The sequence below is a fragment of the Dissulfurirhabdus thermomarina genome (genome assembly GCF_012979235.1).
Classification (GTDB): Bacteria; Desulfobacterota; Dissulfuribacteria; order Dissulfuribacterales; family Dissulfurirhabdaceae; genus Dissulfurirhabdus; species Dissulfurirhabdus thermomarina.
In genome coordinates this window covers 664,889-683,653 of the sequence record NZ_JAATWC010000001.1, presented here as the reverse complement: position 1 = coordinate 683,653, position 18,765 = coordinate 664,889, and the positions used below count along the sequence as shown (strand labels likewise).

At 72.3% G+C, this 18,765-nt stretch carries 15 protein-coding genes; 3 read left to right on the top strand and 12 right to left on the bottom strand.

Annotated features, from left to right (window positions below):
• The first annotated feature begins 24 nt into the window (after positions 1-24).
• From HCU62_RS03270 to HCU62_RS03260, 3 genes are read left to right on the top strand one after another with little or no spacing between them, the layout of a single operon-like run.
• A complete protein-coding gene (locus HCU62_RS03270) occupies positions 25-975 on the top strand; it encodes an NHL repeat-containing protein (protein WP_169755421.1) in 951 nt (316 codons plus the stop codon).
• A complete protein-coding gene (locus HCU62_RS03265; RefSeq protein WP_163297678.1) occupies positions 972-1,349 on the top strand; it encodes a hypothetical protein in 378 nt (125 codons plus the stop codon). Before HCU62_RS03270 ends, HCU62_RS03265 begins: the two co-directional genes overlap by 4 nt.
• On the top strand, positions 1,346-2,818 hold the full coding sequence (locus HCU62_RS03260) for a B12-binding domain-containing radical SAM protein (protein ID WP_163297679.1): 1,473 nt from the start codon (positions 1,346-1,348) through the stop codon (positions 2,816-2,818). The genes HCU62_RS03265 and HCU62_RS03260 overlap by 4 nt, the downstream gene beginning before the upstream one ends.
• On the opposite strand, the gene HCU62_RS03255 is transcribed toward HCU62_RS03260, so the two are convergent.
• The 12 genes from HCU62_RS03255 to HCU62_RS03200 all read right to left on the bottom strand — a co-directional run bounded on the left by HCU62_RS03255 (position 2,815) and on the right by HCU62_RS03200 (position 18,677).
• On the bottom strand, positions 2,815-4,254 hold the full coding sequence (locus HCU62_RS03255; protein ID WP_163297680.1) for a beta-propeller fold lactonase family protein: 1,440 nt from the start codon (positions 4,252-4,254) through the stop codon (positions 2,815-2,817). The two genes, HCU62_RS03260 and HCU62_RS03255, sit on opposite strands and share 4 nt — an antisense overlap.
• A 398-nt stretch (positions 4,255-4,652) precedes the next feature.
• Positions 4,653-5,702, bottom strand: a complete 1,050-nt coding sequence (locus HCU62_RS03250) for a cytochrome c3 family protein (protein ID WP_163297681.1) — start codon at positions 5,700-5,702, stop codon at positions 4,653-4,655.
• A 9-nt stretch (positions 5,703-5,711) separates the two neighbouring features.
• Positions 5,712-6,581, bottom strand: a complete 870-nt coding sequence (locus HCU62_RS03245) for an NHL repeat-containing protein (protein WP_163297682.1) — start codon at positions 6,579-6,581, stop codon at positions 5,712-5,714.
• Positions 6,582-6,627: 46 nt separating this feature from the next.
• Positions 6,628-7,815 carry a cytochrome c3 family protein gene (locus HCU62_RS03240; protein WP_163297683.1) on the bottom strand — a complete coding sequence of 396 codons (1,188 nt, stop codon included), beginning with the start codon at positions 7,813-7,815 and terminating at the stop codon, positions 6,628-6,630.
• Positions 7,812-9,755: a cytochrome c3 family protein gene (locus tag HCU62_RS03235; RefSeq protein WP_163297684.1), complete on the bottom strand. Its 1,944-nt coding sequence runs from the start codon at positions 9,753-9,755 to the stop codon at positions 7,812-7,814. The genes HCU62_RS03240 and HCU62_RS03235 overlap by 4 nt, the downstream gene beginning before the upstream one ends.
• Positions 9,724-11,376 carry a peptidylprolyl isomerase gene (locus HCU62_RS03230; protein ID WP_169755420.1) on the bottom strand — a complete coding sequence of 551 codons (1,653 nt, stop codon included), beginning with the start codon at positions 11,374-11,376 and terminating at the stop codon, positions 9,724-9,726. Before HCU62_RS03230 ends, HCU62_RS03235 begins: the two co-directional genes overlap by 32 nt.
• Positions 11,364-11,993 (bottom strand): hypothetical protein, encoded by a 630-nt coding sequence (locus HCU62_RS03225; protein WP_163297686.1) that lies wholly within the window; start codon positions 11,991-11,993, stop codon positions 11,364-11,366. The genes HCU62_RS03230 and HCU62_RS03225 overlap by 13 nt, the downstream gene beginning before the upstream one ends.
• A complete protein-coding gene (locus HCU62_RS03220) occupies positions 11,993-13,540 on the bottom strand; it encodes a FlgD immunoglobulin-like domain containing protein (protein ID WP_163297687.1) in 1,548 nt (515 codons plus the stop codon). Before HCU62_RS03220 ends, HCU62_RS03225 begins: the two co-directional genes overlap by 1 nt.
• Positions 13,541-13,547: 7 nt before the next feature.
• The gene (locus HCU62_RS03215) at positions 13,548-14,162 is read right to left on the bottom strand and encodes a hypothetical protein (RefSeq protein WP_163297688.1); all 615 of its coding nucleotides are present in this window, start codon (positions 14,160-14,162) and stop codon (positions 13,548-13,550) included.
• 31 nt (positions 14,163-14,193) lie between these two features.
• Positions 14,194-16,209: a hypothetical protein gene (locus HCU62_RS03210; RefSeq protein ID WP_169755419.1), complete on the bottom strand. Its 2,016-nt coding sequence runs from the start codon at positions 16,207-16,209 to the stop codon at positions 14,194-14,196.
• Between the two features lie 144 nt (positions 16,210-16,353).
• Positions 16,354-17,451 (bottom strand): cytochrome c3 family protein, encoded by a 1,098-nt coding sequence (locus tag HCU62_RS03205; RefSeq protein WP_163297690.1) that lies wholly within the window; start codon positions 17,449-17,451, stop codon positions 16,354-16,356.
• A gap of 131 nt (positions 17,452-17,582) precedes the next feature.
• Positions 17,583-18,677 (bottom strand): cytochrome c3 family protein, encoded by a 1,095-nt coding sequence (locus HCU62_RS03200; protein ID WP_163297691.1) that lies wholly within the window; start codon positions 18,675-18,677, stop codon positions 17,583-17,585.
• Positions 18,678-18,765 lie beyond the last annotated feature (88 nt).

Below are 18,765 nucleotides of genomic sequence, written 5' to 3'. Positions count from 1 at the left end.
GGCCTCGCGCGGCGGCGCCCCGGGATGCCCGGCCATCCACGGCCGGCCGGCCCGTTCGGGGTCCGCCGCGGATACGTCAAGGCCTGCGCCTGCGCCTTCCCGGCCCTCCTGGCCCTGCTCGCGTGCCCGCCCGCCGCGGCCCGCGCCGCGCATGCCGGCCCGCCGCGGCTCGTGCGCCGGATCGCCGCCCCCTGCCCCGGGCCCCAGGCCGTGGCCTTCCACGGCGGGCGCCTCCTGGTGGCCTGCCGGGGGCAAAACACCGTGGCGGTCCTGGACACCGACGGCCGCCTGCTGGAACGCCGGCCCTTCACCCCCCACCCCGGCGCCGACCCCGTGGACCTCGCCGTGGACCCGGCCGGCCGGGTCTACGTGGCCGACGCGGCGGGCCTCTCCGTCTGGATGCGGGACCCGGCGGGCCGGCCGGCCCCCTTCCCGGCCCGGGGCGGCCCGGCGCCCGGGCTCCCGCTGGCGGTGGCCGTGGGCGGCGGCAACCTCCTGGTGGCCGACGGCGCAGGGCGCACCGTCCAGGTCTTCGCCCCCCGGGGAGACGCGCTGCTCGAGGTCGGCGGCCCGGGCAACGGCCCGGCGCGCCTGCGCCGGCCGGTGAGCGTCCTCCAGGCCCCGGACGGCCGCATCCTCGTGGGCGACGCCGGCCTCGGCAAGGTGGCCGTCTTCACCTGCAACGGCCGGTTCGCCTACTTCTTCGACGACCCGGCGGGCGGCCCCCTGGAGATCCCCGGCGCCATGGCCCTGGACGGGCGGCGCCGGTTCCACGTGCTCGATATGAAGCGGCGCCGGATCTACCTCTACGACTTCATGGGGCGCCGGCTCGGCGCCTACGGGACCGATGCCTGGGCCGAGGGCGGCCCCGGACGGCCCACGGACCTCGCCGCCGACCCCGGCACCGGGGAGATCTACGTGACCGATGCGGCCGGCGGCGGCCGGATCCTGGTGTGGGAGGAGGACCAGCGGTGACGCTCCGGCTCCTCGTCCTGGCCAACAACTTCGCCCACGACTTCTCCGCGGCCCTCTGGCTGTCGGTGGCGGCGGTGGAGGCCCTCCTGCTGCTGGAATGGCGCCGATCGGGGCCCTTCGACGTCCCGCCCCCGTTCCGGCGGATCCTGTCGCGGCTGCGGGCCCTCTTCTGGTGGGCGCTGTCCGGGGTGGTGGTCTTCGGCCTCGTGCGCCTGGCCGCCTACCGCCGGTTCGAGTGGGTGGACGCGGCGGGCGGCGGCCAGGTCGTCCTGCTCGCGGCGAAGCACGCCCTGTTCCTGGCGCTGGCCGTGCTCGTCGTCCGGGTCCACGTGCTGGCCGGGCGCATCCTCTCCAGGCGGGGGCCGGCGCGGTGAACCGGCCCAAGGTCCTCTTCGTCACACCGCCCTACCACTGCGGCGTCCTGGAATCCGCCGGCCGCTGGCCGCACCTCGGGTTCATCTACCTGGCGGGCGAGGCCCGAAAGGCCGGGTTCCACCCCGTGATCCACGACGCCATGTCGCGCTTCGACGACCTGGAGGCCATCCGGCGCCGGATCGAGGCGGAGCGGCCGGCCTTCGTGGCCACCAGCGCCTACACCGCCACCTTCCCCGCCGCCCTGGAGGTCCTCCGGGCGGCCAAGGCCGTCGACCCCGCGATCACCACCCTGGCGGGCGGCATCCACCCCACCTTCATGTGGGAAGAGACCCTCACGGCCCACGGCGACTGCGTGGACTTCTGCGTGCTGGGCGAGGGCGAGCGGACGCTTCCGGAACTCCTCGCGGCCCTTCGCGACGGGGGCGACCCCGGGGCGGTCCGGGGCATCGCCTTCCGCCGGGGCGGCCGCCCGGTCCGGACCGCCCCCCGGCCCCTCGTGGCGGACCTCGACACCTTGGCGCCCGCCTGGGACCTCGTGGACTGGGACGACTACCCCCTCTACTTCATGGACGGCGCCCGGGTGGCCATCCTGAACTCCTCCCGGGGCTGCACCAACCGTTGCGCCTTCTGCTCCCAGCACCTCTTCTGGCAAGGCACGTGGCGCGCCAGGAGGCCGGAACGCTTCGTGGCCGAGATCGAATCATTGTACCGGGGCTACGGCGTCAACGTCTTCTTCGTGGCCGACGAGGTCCCCACCCGGGACCGGGCCCGTTGGGAACGGATCCTGGACCTCCTGGCGGCGCGCCGCCTCCCGGTGCACCTCCTCATCGAGACGTGCACGTCGGACATCCTCCGGGACGCGGACATCATGGACAGGTACAGGGAGGCCGGCATCCTGTTCGTCTACGTGGGGGTGGAGGCCGGGACACCGGAACGCCTGGCCTTCTTCCAAAAGGACGTGGAGATCCGGGCCGCGAAACGGGCCATCGACCTCATCAAGGGGGCGGGGATGATCGCCGAGAGCGCCCTCATCCTGGGAACGCCCGACGAGACCGAGGCCTCCGTCCGGGAGGCCCTGGAGCTGGCCCGCTACTACGACCCCGACTACATGCACTTCCTGTTGCTGGCCCCCTGGCCCTACGCGGGGCTCTACCCGGAACTCGCCCCCCACGTGGCGGAACACGACTACGCCAAGTACAACCTGGTGGAGCCGGTCATCCGCCCCAGGGCCCTCTCCCGCAAGCGCCTCAAGGAACTGGTCCTGGCCTGCTACCGGGAGTTCTACATGGAAAAGCTCCCGGCCTGGCTAGAGATGGAGGGAAACGACCTCAAGCGGGAGTGCCTACTCCGGGGGATGGAGGCCATCATGGAGAACTCGTACCTGAAGCGCCACCACGGCGACCTCGGCGGGATGCCCCAGCAGGTACGGCTCCTGGTGGCCCGGCTGGCCGGCCGGTCCGGCGGCTAGCGCAGGACGGCGATCCCCACCGGAACGCCGGGGAGCGGGATGCGCCGGTCCACCCGGAGCGACGTGAGCCCCACCACCACCAGCGCCCGGCCGCCCTGGTCCCCCACGTAGAGCCGGCGCTGGCGCTCCGAGGCCCCCATCTCCAGGGGACGGCCGCCCACGCGGATCTCCTGGGTCACGGTGGCCTGCCCCGGCAACAGGACGGACACCGTACCGGACAAGTGGTTGGCGAGGAAGAGGTGCGCCCCGGCGGCCAGGAGGCGCCTCGGGGTCCGCCCCACGTTCACCCGGCGCTCCACGCGCCCCTGGGAGAGGTCGACCACCGCCAGGGTGTCCGCCGTGGTCTCCGCCACGAAGAGCCGGCCGCCCACCTCGGCCAGGCCCTCCGGGATCCCGCCGGCGGAGATCTCCTGGCGCGTCGAGAGGGTCTCCGGGTCCAGCAGGACCACCTCCTGGGACATCCCGGAGGAGACCGCCAGGTGGCCCGCCTCCTCCAGGAAGGCGGCGTACCGGGGCCGGAAACCCACCCGGGAGCGGGCCTCCAAGGTCCCATCCGGGAGGGCGAGGCGCAGGACGTAGTGGCCCTCCTCGTCCAGGAGCACCGCCGCGGTCCGGTCCGCGTTCACGGCCATGAACGCCGGGGACCGGGCGATGGGCACCCGGATCACGTCCACGAGCCGGCCGCTGGTGAGATCGAAGACCTTGATGGCGGTCTCGGCCCCCGCGAGGACGTACAACCGGGAGCGATCCCGGTCCACCGCCAGGTAGGAGGGCGCCCCGGCGACCCCGAGGGTGGCGGCCACCCGGTTGGTGTCGGTCCGGACCACCGCCACGGTATCGATGCCCGGGCAGGCCACGTAGGCGAGGTCCTCGATGAGGGGGATCTCCTGGCGGACCGCCGAGACGGCGGGCACGAAGGCGGCCTGCCCCTGGACGGAACGGTCCGTGTCGAGGGACAGGAAGACGCACCGGCTGTCCCCGGCCGAGACCCGGACGTGGAGGGGCACCCGGACCTCCGGCTCGGGAACCCGGAGGGGCACGGCCCCGCCCGGGCGCACCAGGACGGCCCCGGCGACCCGGAACCGGAACCCTTCGAAGGGCCCGGGGGGCAGCAGCCGGCTCGCCAGGAGCACCTGCCCGCCGCCGAGGATTTCGGTGTCCACGGTGACGGTCTCCCCCGAGAGCGGCAGCCACTCCGCGCCGCTGCGGATCTCGAGGCCGGAGAGCTCGAACCGGACCCTGGCGGCGGCGGGCGCCGCCAGCTGGAAGTACACCGAGAGGCGGCCGCCGCCGTCCGGCCCCCCGGGGGTGGACGCACCCGGCCGGGGACCTGCTTCTTCCACCAGGCTGCAGGCCGCCAGGACGAGGGCCAGCCCAACCGCGGCGAACCCGCGCAGGCAGCCGCCCAGCGCGCTGTGGAGTCCCTTCTCACGCATGTCCCGCCTCCATGACGGTGTCGCGCAAAAAGCCATTCAGAATGGATGGCTCAGCAAAAAATACGGACCGAAAGGCCGTCTGGGTGGACGGACAAGAAATCGCCGCGTCCCGTGATCGGCTCCGTGCTTCTCCCCGGAACCTGCACGGATGGCCCGGCGATAAAGTCCCGGCATCGGCACGGATGGCGCAGCGGGAACCGCCAAGGACAAGGCGCGACCATCGGGGGGAACGAGGCGCCGCCGGGGACTGCGAGGGGCCGAGGGGCGTGAAGCACCACCGCCGAGCGTCCCGCTTGGTGATTCTCGCGACGCCATCGAGGAATGGGGCGTACTTGGCTCCGCCGCGATGACGAAAGCATCCGAAGCAACACGGCAGCCCGCGACTTTTTGCGACGCCATCAGTCCTTGCTGGTATGACACACGGCACAGCCGTTGGTCCCCCCGCCGGGCCAGCTCCGGTAGTCCCACCGCAGGGCGTAGGCGAAGGGCGTTCCGTGGGCCCGGTGGCAGGAGGCGCACATCACCACGGCGTCCCCCGCCTGGGAGTAGACCGTGGTATTGAGGGTCGTGGAGGTGTCCGAGGTGGCCACGGGGCTCACCACGCTGTAGGGGTTCCCGGTGCCGCCGCCGCCGTTGTAGCCGGCGTACTCCCCGCTGGTGGTGGCCCGGGACATGTCGAAGTCCGTGGGGTGCCGGAGCCAGGCCCCGGCCCCGAAGGTCCCGGAGGCCACCTGGCCCGTGCCGTGGTGGAAGTCGCCGTGGCACGAGCCGCAGAGGGAACTCAGGGTGCCCGCCGCGTCGGCCTCCGTGGCCCTGTCCACGCCGTAGTACTTGTTGTGGTGCCCCGCGGCCGTGGGCCGGAACTCGTAGGCCGCGTCCTCGAGGCCCTGGACCCCCATGAGGAACCGGTAGCTCCGGGCCAGCGAGGTCCCGTCCTTCCAGCCGGTCATGTCGTTCTGGTGGTGGGCCCCGAACATGTCCCGGTACGGGTCGGCATCGCTGCGCCGGCCGTGGCAGCCGTTGGTCCCGGCGCAGTTGAGCTGGGTGGAAAGGGCCGTTCCTCCCGGCGGGGTGTTGCCGAGGTCCGGGTCCGGCGGCGCCGCGCCCTGGACGTTGTGGCCGGCCCTGGGGTTCCCGTTGGCCACCCAGTAGAAATTGCCCCCGGCGAGAGTGGTGGTGGTCGCCTCGGTGCCGCTGGTTCCGTAGGCCGGGGCGCTCTGGCTGAAGACGTAGGGGGTCGTGCCCCCGGCGTTGGAACCGGTGTGGCAACCGAGGCAGTCCGCGTTGAGCAGCCCCGGTATCGGCCCCCCGCCCACCACCGAGAGCCCGTTCTGGCTGTTGTGCATGGTGTGGCAGGCGGCACAGGGGCCCGTGACCTTGGCGGCGGCGGGCGCCGCGGCCAGCACGGCCGCCAGCGCCAGGAACACTCCGCATCTCGTCCCGTTCATCCCGGCACCTCAGCGCATGAAGACCTGCACCCGGCCGTTGCCCTCGTCGGCCACGCAGAGACGCCCCCACGGATCGAAGACCAGGGCGGCCGGGTAGTAGAGCCGCCCGCGGGCCTGCCCCTCGCCCAGGAACCGGTACTTGAGGCGCCCGCGGGTGTCGAAGACCGCAACGTCGTGCCGGTGGCGGTCCAGCACGAAGAGAAACCCCGAAGGGCCCACCTCGAGGCCGGCCGGCCGCCGGACGCCGCCCTCCAGGGCGATGGTGCGGCGGAGCCGGCCGTCCAGGCCGAAGACCCGCACCTCCCGGCCGGGGAGGTCCAGGGCGTAGAGCGCGTCGCCGCGGACCCGGAAGGCGCGGAACGGCCGAGGGCCGGCGAACCGGGCCGCCACGGCCAGCTTCCCGTCCAGCGCCAGGACCCGGCCGCTGGCCCTGTCCAGGACGTAGAAGCGCCCCTCGGCCCACTGGAGCCCGTCGGGCACCACCTCCCGGCCGCGGTCCCGGATCTCGTGGGGGATGAGCTTCTTTTGGGCGAAGTCCACCCGGGTGAGGGAGTTTCGGCCGCGCTCCAGGATCCAGAGGCGCCTTTGCCCGTCCTTGGCCGCCGCCACGGGGCGGTGGAGCCCCCCGGCCGCGGCGAAGAGGCTGAGGAACTTCCCTTCCCGGTCGAAGGAGAGGATCCGGTTGTCCCCGGCGTCCACCACGTAGTAACGGCCGGCCTGGCCGTCCACGTAGACGCCGGTGACGTTCCGCATGGGGGCCCCCACGGCCTGCCCGTCGAGGGTGAAGGCCCACCGCCAGGGAGCGGCGGCCGCCGGGGCCGCCCCGCCGAGGCACGCGGCCGTGACGGCCACTATCGCTGCCAGCAGGTTCTTCTTCATGGCGTCCTTCCGGCCTCCGCGGCCTGTCGCCCGCCGCCCGCCCGGATCAGTAAGCGGGGTGGCAGGGCAGGCAGAGGTCTTTCTCTCCGCTCTGCTTCAGGTGGTACTTGAAGTCCGTCCCCATGGCGTCGTGGCAGCTCACGCAGGTGAGGGCCTGGCCGGTCCGCGGATCCCGGGCCTTCTCCCCAACGGGATGCGTGAACTTGCCCTGGGTCTCGTGGCACCCGGTACAGGACTCGGTGCCGTCCTTCTTCAGCATGGCCACCTGGTCCGATCCGTGGGCCGCGTGGCAGGCGGTGCAGTCGGCGAGGTCCGGGTGGACGTAGAGCCGCTGCTCGGCGTCCCGGAAGCTCCCCTCGTGACACTTCCGGCAGACGAACTTCTCGGCCCCCCGGAGCAGGGCCTTGCCGTCCCCGGCGTGGGGGCTGTGGCAGGCCGTGCAGCCGTATTCCCCGCCGCCGGCCAGGTGGCTGTGCAGCCGGAGCACCTCCTCCTTGACCCCCGGGTGGCAGGAGAGGCAAAGATCCGGCCCCCGGGCCGCGCCCTTGCCGTGGCAGGAGCGGCACCCCTTCGCGTAGGGCGGATGCAGGACGTCCCGGACCAGCGCCGCCCGGGAACTCCCGTGCGGGTTGTGGCAGGAGAGACACCGCCCCGCCTTGCCGGGGAAGCCCCTGTGCCGCTTCCAGACCGCCTTCCCCTTGTGGCAGCGGTAGCAGAGCCGCTCCGCGTCGCCCTTCAACAGGCGGGCGTCCGGGCCGGCATGGGGGAGGTGGCAGGCCTGGCAGTCTCCCTTGGCATAGGGGGCATGGGTGTGGGGAAACTTCCGGGGCAAGGCCTTGTGACACCCGAAGCAGGCCTCGGGGCCCTTCCCCTTGCGGAGCCCCGGTGCATCCGAATCGTGGGGATCGTGGCAGGCCAGGCACCGTCCTTTCCGGACGGGTTCATGGACCACGCCCTCGGCGAAGGCCGCCCGTTCCTTGGCGTGGCACCGGTAGCAGAGCTCGGCGTCCTTCTCTTGCACCAGCCCCTCGTAGCGGGCCACGTGGGGGTTGTGACAGGCCTGGCACCGCCCCTGGGCCACCGGGACATGGACGTGGCGGGCGCGAAAATCCTTCGGGTCGTGGCACTGGAAACAGAGCCGGGTACCCGCGGCCGCGTGCGCGGCGCCGCCCCCCGCGAGGGCCAGGGCGGCGAAGAGGCCGATGGAGGCGATCCGGGTGGCGAGGGCGTTCATTTGGACCTCCCGGGATGGCACGGCCGGCAGTTGCCGGACTCGAAGGGGGCGTGCCCCACCGGGTAGAGCAGCCGGTCGTCCGGGCCGCCGTGGGGATCATGGCACTGGAGGCAGGAGGCCGCCCCCGGCCGGATGCCGGAATGGGCCTTGGCGAAGCCGGGTGTCTCGAGATCGTGGCACTCGGCGCAGAGCCGCCCCAGGGGCTCCGTGAGAGACCCGGGCCCGCCGGACCCGTGGGGGTCGTGGCAGGTGGTACAGTCCTCCTCGGCGGGGGAGTGCGCGCTCCCGTCGGCCCAGAAGGCGGCCACCCGGCCGTGGCACTTGAGGCAGAGCCCGGGCTGGTCCTTGACCAGGAGGCCGGGCCGCCCGGAGCCGTGGGACCTGTGGCAGGCGCCGCAGTTGCCGCGGGCCACGGGATCGTGGAGGCGACCCCGCTTCCGGAACGCCCGGGCCGTCTCCGCGTGGCAGCCGAAGCAGAGGGCCTCCGGGGCCGCCTTCAGGAGAAAGCCCTGGTCGGTGGCATGGGAGCGGTGGCAGGCGTCACAGCGGCCCCGGACGAAGGGCGGGTGGCCGTTTTCCCCCCCGCTCTCCCGCGCCAGGGACTGGTGGCAGTCGAAGCAGAGCCGGCCGCCCTCGACGGGTTTTTGCAGGCGGTCCGGGCCGCCGCCGCCGTGGGGGCGGTGGCAGCGGTGGCACTGGCCGGCCACGAAGGGGTTGTGGAGGCTGTAGCGGTCCATCTCGTCGAAGGTTTCCCCGTGGCACGAGCGGCAGACCGTCTTCTCGGGCGCCTCGAGGAGACCCGGCCGGTCGGCCTCGTGGGGCCGGTGGCAGGTGAGGCACTTGCCCTCCCGCGCGGGGGGGTGGGCGTCTCGCGCAGGGCCATACCGCGCCCGATCGTGGCAATCGAAGCAGAGCGCCTCCGGGGCCTTCTTGAGAATGGCACCTGCGCCGGCATGGCCGGAATGGCAGGAAAGGCACGCCCCCTTGGCCGCCGGGGCGTGCCGGCTGCCCGCCTTCTTCGCCTGCCCCTGGTCGTGGCACCCGGTGCAGGTGGCGGCCGGCGGCCGGGCGAGCATCGCGTCGAAGTCGCTGGCATGGGCGGCATGGCACTCGAGGCAGGCGCCGTCGGCGAAGGGCGGATGGACGGCGACGCCGGGCGGGGGAGACCCGGCATGGCACGACCGGCAGAGCCTCGCCGGCGGCGCCGCGACCTCCAGCCCGCCGCCGGGCCCCACGCGATGGCAGGCCTCGCACTTGCCTTCCAGCATGGGCCGGTGCGCCACCCGGCGGATGAGCCCCGGGCCGTCCGAGCTGTGGGGCGTGTGGCAGCCGAGGCAGGCGCCGGTCACGGGCTCGCCCCGGTGGGCCTTCCGGAAGGCCGCGCCGGCCCCGGGGTGACACGACCGGCAGAGGTCGTCCGGGGCCTTCTTGAGGAGGGCGGGATGCACCGAGGCGTGGTCCTCGTGGCAGGCGCCGCAGCCCTGCTCCAGGGCCTTGTGCCGCCGGGCCCGGGTGAAGGGCGCCTTGTCGTGGCACCTGAAGCAGAACTCCGACCCGGCCGCCCCGAGGAGCCCGGGGTTCGGCGCGTTGTGGGGATCGTGGCAGGCGGTGCAGCGGCCCTCCTTCACCGGGCCGTGGACCGATCCCTGCCCGGCGGCGGCCGGTGCCGGGGCCTCGTGGCACCGCAGGCACAACCGGGGTTGCTTTTCGCGGAGGAAGACCCCGCCCATGAGGCCGTGGGGCAGGTGGCAGGCCTTGCACTCGTTCCTCTTCACCGGGGCATGGACCACGCCCGCCTTGAACCTCTCGCCGAGGTCCTTGTGGCAGTCCACGCAGCCCTTGGGCGGCGCCGGGCCGCCGGCGGGCACGCAGGCCGCCACGGCCAGGGCGGCGCAGACCACCGCCCACCTAGCCCTTTCGAGTCGTCGATTCAGCCGCATAGGCTCTCCGGATGTCCTTCCAGGTATCCTCGCGGACCTCCACGGTGGAGGCCTCCCTGAGCCGCCGCACCAGGGCCGCCCGCTCGCGTTCGAAGGCCTCCGCCCGGAGCCGCTCGCGGATCTCCTCCCGGACTTCGTCCAGGGGGCGGCGCCGGGCCGGCGTCCGTGCCACGAGCTGCACCAGGGTCGCCTTGCCGTTGAAGGTGAAGGGGGCCGAGACCTCCCCGGGCGAGAGGCCTTCCACCACCTTGCGGAACTCCGGCTGAAGGTGGCCGACCGGCACCCGCTTGGCGGGTATGTCCCGGGGAAAATAGTGGCGGAGCAACCGGGAAAAGTCCTCCCCGGCCTGGAGCTCGGCCCAGATCCGGTCCACGAGCCGGCCCTCCTCCTGGACGGCGATGATGCGGACCGTGGCCGGCTCGGTGAACTCGGCGGGATGCCCATCGTAGTAGGAGCGGACGTCCGCCTCCGTCACCCGGACCTTGGGCGCCACCAGCCGGGCCTCGAGTTCCTTGATGAGCCGGTGCTGGCAGTAGAACCGGTACACCCACTTGAAGGGTGGCCGTTCCTCGTAGTGGCGGTCCAGGGCCTCCCACGTGGTGAGGGTCTGGGAGAGGATCCCGTCCAACACCCGCCGGCGGGCGGCCGCCGCGTCGCCCTGCGCAAAGCCGTAGCGGTGCCGGAAGCTGCGGTCGCGCCGGATCTGGGCGAGGAAGACCCTGGCCGTGACGCTGCCGCGGTTCGTGCGGACGACCGGCCGATCCAGCACCTCGGCCCGGGTCTCGTTGGCCGCCAGCCCGAGGGCGAGGTCCTCGTCCACCCGGACCTCGTACTTCGCCCGGAGCCGCCGGAGGAGGTCGGCCGTGAGACGCCCTTCCTGCTCCTTCCGAAGCTCTTCCCGGACGCGCCCTTCGACGCGGTGGAAGTCCGCCTGCTCGGGGCCGCGGACATCCAGGAGGCAGAGGACGGCCCAGCCCTTCCCGTAGGCCAAGGGCCCGGCGGCCCCGCCGGGTTCCAGCCCGGCCACGGCCTCGGTCCAGGCCCCGGGTATCTCCCCGGGCCGGAACCAGCGGGTGGAGGCGTGGACCGCGCCGGCGTCCTTGGCCTCGCCGGCCGCGTAGGCCTCGGGGCGGACCTCCCCGGAGGCCAGGCGCCCGGCCGCCGCCCGGGCGGCGGCCTCATCCTGGTAGTAGAGGACCAGCAACCGGCGACGCGGTGTGTACCGTTCCTTGTACCGGTCCCAAAGGTCCGCCTCCCGGATCCGCACCCGGTCGTCCACCTCTTCCTTCTTGAGCAGCATGAGGCCCCGGGCCTTCAGGAAGGTGAGGACCTTTTCCCGGTAGGACGGGGAACGGTAGAGCTCCATCCGTTCCGCCTCCTGGACCTGGAGGTGCCAGTCCACGAAGGCCCCGGGGGTCTCGGGAACGGCGGCGTCCTTCTCCTTCCAGTTCTCCCACCAGTGCCGGAAATCCGACTCCGTGTAGGCCTTCCCGTTGATGACGGCGAGAACCGGGTCCCCCCGCCACCAGTCCGTCCAGAACCCGGCATGCGCCGCACCCGGCGCCGCCGCCAGGGCCAGGAGGAGCCAAGTCAGCGCGAGGCCGCCCTTCACCCGGTACATCCCCGGAGCCCCCTTTTCGTCCACTCGTCCAGTACCTCCCGGGCCATCTGCCGGGCCAGCGCCGTCATGGAATTGATCAACCCGAAGTGCAACACCTTCCGGTAGTGCTGGCCGTCCCGGCGGTGGTAGGTCTCCCACAGGAGCCGGCCGCTGGCCCCGTCCCGGATCTCGAGGCGGATGGCCAAAACGGGGTTCACCCCGCCGCCGCGGCCCTGGTCGTCCATCTCCATGACCCGTCCCGAAACCACGAGGTCGGCGCCGAGGCGGTCATGGAGGATGGGCATGTGCTCCCACAGAGGATCCTGGCCCGGAAGCAGCCGGAGGTGCCCGCGGAGCACCTCCCGGACGTCCCCCTCCTGGACCACGTCGAACCGGCCGGCCTGGACCAGCTCGGCCAGGAAGACCCGGTACACGAGGACCGCCCCCACAGGGTAGCGCGTCTCGTTCCGGAAAGGCAAGACCGCCACGCGGCACGCCCCGGCGGCGGGCAGCGGCGCCAGCTCGTGGACCGCCGGCAGCCCGCTGCAGCCCGGGGCCGAGAGCAGGGCCAGGCCGAGGAGGCCGAGCCCCGTCGCGGCCCGGAGCCGGCATGCCGCCCGTCCACGAACGGTCCGCATCAGAAATCCGCCGCCCACGTGTCCTGGACCACCGGCTTCTTTTCTTCCTCCTGGCCTTGGGCAGCGGCGAGGAGGACGTCCTTCATCTCGCGCCGGGCGCGGTTGCCGAGGGCATCCTGCGCCGTCACGATGCACTCCACCCCGCCCTCCCGGACCACCGTCTCCGGCAGGTCCAGGGCGGCCGGAAGCCGGGTGCCTTCCCGGGTCTCCAGGACCGATCCGTCCCGGGAGCGGACCTCGACGTGCCAATAGGCCACGTCGGTCATACCCTCCTGGCGGATGTCGATCCGGACCCCCCCGTCCCGCCGGGGAGCGGCCCGGACCAGGACGCCGGGCGGGTTCGCGACGAGGAGGGCCGAGGCGGAGGCCGCGGCCTTGTTCCCGGCGCGGTCCCATGCCTCCACCGTGAAGGTGTACTCCCCCTGGCCCGCCCGGAAGCCGTCCGACTTCTTTCCGGACCACACCAACCGGTCCGGGAGGCCGCCGGCCGTCTCCTGGTGGACCACCACCTGGCCCTTGGCGTCTCGGATGGTCACGGCCCAGCGCGTCACCGGTTCCGGGTCCAGGAGCCGCGGGACGAAGGTCATGTCCCGCCGGAAGGCGACCTTGTCACCCAGGCGCACCCCGCGGGGCGCCACGGTGAGCCTCGGGGGGGTCGTGTCCACGTGGTAGGTGCCGACGAAGATCTTCCGCTTCCGCCCCGAGGGCCACCGAAGTTCCAGGGTGGCCGGCAGGCGGCCCTCCCGGTTCGGCGCCGCCCACTCCGCCGCGAAGAAGCCGCCGCCGCCCAGGGGCCGCATGGAAACGGGCGCCCCGCCTCCCACGTCCAGCCAGGCCGAGAAGTCGTCGCCGGCACCGGCCACCCGGACCTCCACCCGGGCCGTGACCCGCTCCCCGGCCCGGACGTACCGCGGGGACACGTCGGCGGAGGCGATCTCGATGAGGGGGAGGCGGGCGGCCGCCACCTCCAGCTCCCTGGGCCAGCGCCGCAGGATGGCCTCCGTCACCGTGGGCCAGAGGTCCTCGATGGAGGTCGGCTCGAAGAGCCCGAGGGGATGGCGCGCGTCCCGACACGACAGGGACTCCACCGCCGCCCAGACCGACCGGGCGTCCCGGGCGCGGACGAGGTTGAGGGCCAGGCCGACGGTGGGACAGGGACGTTCCGTCCTCTGGGTGACACAGCCCAGGAGCACCAGGTCCACGTCCAGCTCCCGCCGCGCCTTGAAGACGTGGAAGGTGTCGAGGTAACCCAGGGTCCGGACGTGGTTCCGGACCAGGAAGGAGCGTACCGCCTCGGCCGCCGCCACCTCGAAGCCCCGGGCCTCGAGGGCCTTGGAGAGGCGCTCCGTGACCGACCAGGAGACCCCGTTGACGCCCTGGGAGAGGTCCTCCACGGGGAAGACCGCGATGCGGACCCCCTGGGCGGCGGCCGGGACGGCCGCGAGGAGCAGCCACGCCGCGAGCACCCACCCCGGCGCCGCCGCCCGCCGCCGGGCCCCCGCCCCCGGCCTTCCGGGGGGAGATATCGGCCTTCCCCGTCGCATCATGCCGCGGTCATCCTCCCCGCCGCGTGGGCAAGGTCCGCAGGAGGTCACCCACGAGGTCCATGCCCACCTGGAACGAGTTCCGCGGGGCGAGGCCGAAGAGGCGCCCGAGGAGGCTGTAGCCGCTGCCGTGGCCGCTGGCCCGCCAGAGCACCGCCCCCGTCCCGGCGTCCACCAGGCGGAGGGTGAGGGCGATCTCCGGGAACCGGAAGGCCCCCCGCTTGCCCTCGCCTTCCTGGTCCACGGTTCCCATGAGGAAGGCCTGGACGTTCAGGCGCTTGCCCAGCCGCTTGAGCGTCGCGAGATCCAGCGGGGTTCCCGGCTGCACCGCCTCTTCGCGCAGCACGCTGTCCACGAGGCCCTTGTCCACCACGTCGAAACGGCCCATGGCCAGACCCTGGGTGATGGTGAAATCCCGTGCCCGCTCCCCGGAAAAGTCTCCCTGCTCGGGCGTCTCGAAGGGGAGGACCGCCACGCGCTGCACGTAGCCGAGATCCGTGCCCTCCCGGGTGAAGTGCCGGACCCCGGTGACGGCCCCGCAGGCCGCAAGGGACATGGCGAGCAACCCCGCCGCCAGCCACCGGACCGCTCGGGTGGACCGCCCGGGCCTTCTTTCCTCCGTCATGTAAGAGGCTCTCCTTTCTTCGACCATTTTATCACAGCCCGGAGAACCGGGCGGTCAGCTGCGCCCCCACCTGCCAGGGCTCCTCGTCGGGCAGGATCTGGTAGCTGCCCGAGGCCTGGAACAGGAAGAACCGGCTGATGTTCCAGTTGGCCGAAAGGCCGAAGCTCTCGGAGGTGGTGGCGGCGTCCTGGTACGTGTAGGTGCCGTTGATCTGGACCTTCCGGGTGGGCGCCAGGCCCAGGGTCACGGACCAGCCGTTGGCGTCCTCCTCCTGGTCCGTCCAGGTCCGGCGCCCGGTCCAGCGGACCGACACGATGTCCGAGGGCCGCCAGGTGAGGTTCAGGACCCCGATGCTCTCCCGGCTCTCCGTCCCGCTGCCGTCGGTCCGGTTGTGCTCCACGGAGCCGTCCAGGAGGACCGCCGGGGTGAGGCGGGCGGTGAGGCGGGCGACGCCGTTCAGGGTCCGGGTCGTCGTGTCCGACTCCAGGTTCTCGGCGGTGGAATAGTTGACGTCGAGCCCGGCGTGGAGGTCCGGGTAGATCTCCGCCGAGGCGAGAAGGCCGTAGTGGTAGGAGGTGCCGATCCGGCGGCCGTCTTCGAGGCTGTCGCTCCTCGTGACCGAGGCCCCGAGGTCGAGGGTGTCCAGGGGGGTGGAGGCCAGGGTCAGGGAATAGCTCCGGCTGGTGGTGTCCGGGTCGTTCTCCCGCTGGTCGCGGGTCTCCGAGGCGCCGAGGGTGGAGGAGAAGTACCGTCCCCACGGGGTCCAGCGGAGGCTGCCCGCCTGCGAAGTCTTGTCCCGGTGGGCGCCGGGATCGGGCCGGCTGGCCTCGTAGGACAGGCTGTAGGAGAAGGCCAGGTCTTCCCGCAGCCGGGCGCCCAGGCTCACGTCGGAGTGCCAGCTCCGGTTGGTGGATTCCGACAGCAGGTTGCTCCCGGTGGCCACCACCCGGCGGAAGATCTCGATCTCGCTCACCGAGACCGCCGTGGCCGGGGTGGCCGTGGCCACCACCTTCAGGAACTCCGGGCTCACGGCCGGCAGATCCATCTCGAACCGCCGTTGCGGCCCGTTGTAGGTGAAGGCCAGGTTGGCGGCCGACAGGGACCAATTGTTCCCGTCGCTGCTCACGTAGAGGTCCCACTGGAAGGCCCCGGCGCTGGCGCTGATGTCGTCGGTGGTATAGAGAAAGAGCCGGTCCGCCGCCTGCCCCCCCGTCCGGGCGCCGATGTTCGTCCGGTCCCCCGGGTTGATGGTCACGGCCGCGCTGAAACGGTCCCCGTCGATGAGGGCCGGGGTGGAGGCCAGGGTCCCGGTCTGGGGCGTGGCATCCACCCCCGAGAGGGCCGTGGCCACCGTCACCCGCAGGAACACCACCTGGCCGGCGGGCCGGGCGCCGCGGACCTCCTCGTCGGCCTGGAGGAACTGCTGCGCGAAGGAGAGCGTCAGGCGGTCGCCGAAGAACGCCGCGCTCCCCTGGACCCGGGCCACGTGGGAGTCCGAGAGGTACTCCAGAGCCTGGGAGTTGTCGGTGTTCTCGCGCCGGTCGTAGGCATAGAAGGCCTTGAGCCGCCCGAGGGTCCAGTCGAGGTTGCCGCCGTAGCGGTCGGACTCCGTGTCGATGGCATGCCGGTCCAGGTCGTCCCGGGACCGGTCCTGCCCGTAGAAGAGGCGGAGGGAGGGCCACCAGCGGTGCCGCCACCGGCTCGTCCACGTGGCCTCCCAGGTGCTGTCCGTGAGGTTCGGCCCCTCCGACTCCCGGCGCCGGTTGAGGTTGCCCGACAGGTCCAGCCGGAAGACGTCGTTGTCCAGGGCGAGGCCGAGGGTCGGCGACAGGATCTCGGAGACGGCCGACTCCCGGCGCGTGCGCTGGTACCGGACGGCCCCGCTGTAGTCGATCACCTCGTTGACCTCCGACCCGAAGTCCATGTTGTAGCTCTGGGAGAAGGTATCCAGGGTCTCCCCGTCACCGCTCTCCGAAAAGCGCCAATCGGCGTTGATCCCGAGGGGCGCGGCCCCGGCCGGCCGCTGGGCGGCCCCGAGGATCATCACCGGGAGCAGGAGCAGAACGATCTCAAAAAAGGGGGGGACCCGTCGTCCCCCCTCCCGAAGACCTCCTGTGGCCACTCCCAGCCGCTCCTTTCCCCCGGGTTTCCGCGCCCCCTTCCGGCGATCCGGCGGGAAACCGGCCCCCCGCTAATCCTTGCTGGTGTGGCAGACGAAGCAGCCGCAGTCCGCCGAGGGACTCCCGGCGTCGCAAGCCTGGTAATCCCACCTGAGCATGTCGTCATAGGGACTGCCATGGGCCCGGTGACACGACAGGCACATCACCTGGTCGCCCTGGGCCTCGCCCGCCGCCACGTACACCTGGGCGTCCGGCCCGGTCATGCCGGCGAGGCGCCCCGGGTCCCTGGCCACCGGCACGAGGGGATTGTACGGCCCCGGGGCGGTGCCGTTGGCCGTGTTGTAGAAGTGGTACTCCTTGCCGGGGTCCGTGTCGGCCAACGCCAGGTGCGTGGGGTGCAGGAACCAGGGCGAATGGTTGTCCGGGTTGGAGCCGTCCGTCCACAGGATCCCGTGGAACTGGTCGTGGCATCCCCCGCAGTAGTTGCTCATGGAATTGTCGTCGATTCCATAGGCGTTCGTCGTCCCCCGATACTCGTTGTGGTCGGCGGCGGAGACGGTGTGCTCCCAGTCGGCGTCCTCGATCCCGATGACGCCGGTGTCGCTCTGGCCATGGGCGCTCGAGTTGAGGAAGCGGTACCAGCCGCCGGCCTCCCCCACCGGCCCGGAACCTGAGTCGTCGGCGTGGTGGCGGGGCGTGTGGCAGCTCTCGCAGTTGGAGATCCGCCCGTGACAGGCCATGCATTGCGGCCCCCCCCGGCTGGTGCCCGGCGCCTTGGCCAGGAACTGGTCCTGGGTGATGCCCGGCACGGTGAGACAGTTGTGTCCCTTGGTGTCGTTGCCGCCCCGCACCCAGTAGAAGTTCCCCGCCGCCAGGGGGGTCACCGGCGGGGCCGCCGTGTTCACGACGGGGACCAGGGTACCCCCGCCGAGATCCAGCACGGTCTCCCCCCCGCTGGGGTTGGTGTGGCAGCCGACGCAGTCGTCGGTGGTGAGGTAAGCGTACGGCCCGCCGGCGGCCACCGGTCCGCCGTCCTGGCTGTTGTGCATGGTGTGGCAGTTGGCACAGGGCCCGGTCACCCGGGCCAGGGCCGTGCCGGCGGCCAGGAAGGCCACGGCCGCCGCCGCGCCGCCGACCGCCCCGATGATCCGGCTCCAGGATCCGTTCATCACCCCGTGCTCCCCAGTGCCCGGCGGCCGCCGCCGGTGCATGTCCTCATACCCACCCGAACCTCCCCTCCGCCCCGGGCGGGGCGGAGGGGGGCCGGATCAGGGATCGGTAGGGTTGGGTCGACTAGGTCTTAGTCCTTGGTGGTGTGGCAGATGAAGCAGCCGACGTTACCCGCGCCGCTGCCCGCCACCATGGCGCTGTAGTCCCACCGCAGGGCATCCGCGTAGGGGGTGGCGTGGGCCCGGTGGCACGACAGGCACATCACGATGGCATCGTCCGCCTCGTCGAAGACCGTCTGCTGCACGCCGGGCACCGTGTCGAGGTCGCTCCCCACCGGGGCCACCACGCTGTAGGGCGCCGCGGTGCTGTTGCCGCCGTTGTAGGCGCCGTACTCCTTGTTCTTCACGTTCCCCATGTCGAAGTCGGTGGGATGGCGGATCCAGGCGGACTGCATGCTCCCGTCGTCGGAAGGCCCGAGGTCGCCGGCGCCGCTGTGGAAATCGCCGTGACACTTGGCGCAGAGGGCGCTGATGGTGGAGTTGTCGACGTCGGCCTCCTGGGCGCGGTCATACCCGTTGTACTGGTTGTGGGCCGTCACCGTGGGCTGGTACTCCCAGTCCGAGTCCTCGATGCCGGTGACGCCGAGCAGGAAGCGGTAGCTCTGGGCCACGGTGGAACCGTCGAGCACGCTGTCGTCGCCGTGGTGGGCGCCGGAGACGGCGGTGAAATCGTCGGCCTTCGTGCGGTCGCCGTGGCAGCCGTTGACGCCGGCGCAGGTGAGCTGGCTCAAAAGGGCCTGCCCGCCCGGCGGGGTCAGTCCCAGCTGGGCATCGGAAGCCGCCAGCCCCGCCACGTTGTGCCCGGCGGCGTCGGTGGCGTTTCCGGCGGTGGCCACGAAGTAGAAATTGCCGCCCGCCAGGGTGTCACCCGTGGTGCCGGTCGCGCCGTAGTTGGGCGTAGAGGTGGACAGGATGTAGGGGATGTTGTTGGCGCCGGTGTTGGTGCCGGTATGGCAGCCGATGCAGCCGTTTTCCGTGGCGATCAGGGCCCCGTTGGGGGTACTCACGATGCTCTGGCCGTTCTGGCTGTTGTGCATGGTGTGACACTGGGCGCACTGCCCCTGGACCTTGGCCACGGCGACCCCGGGGGCACCCAGGACGGAGAACGCCAGAAACGCCCCGAAGAGCACCGCCGCTCCGAACAACTCGATTCTCGAACTCCTCATCGCAGAACCTCCTTATTGTTGTGGTGATCTCGGGCCCCCGCCTCCCCATGGCAAGAAGGCCCAACCCCCGCTTCCCCCCAGGGGAACG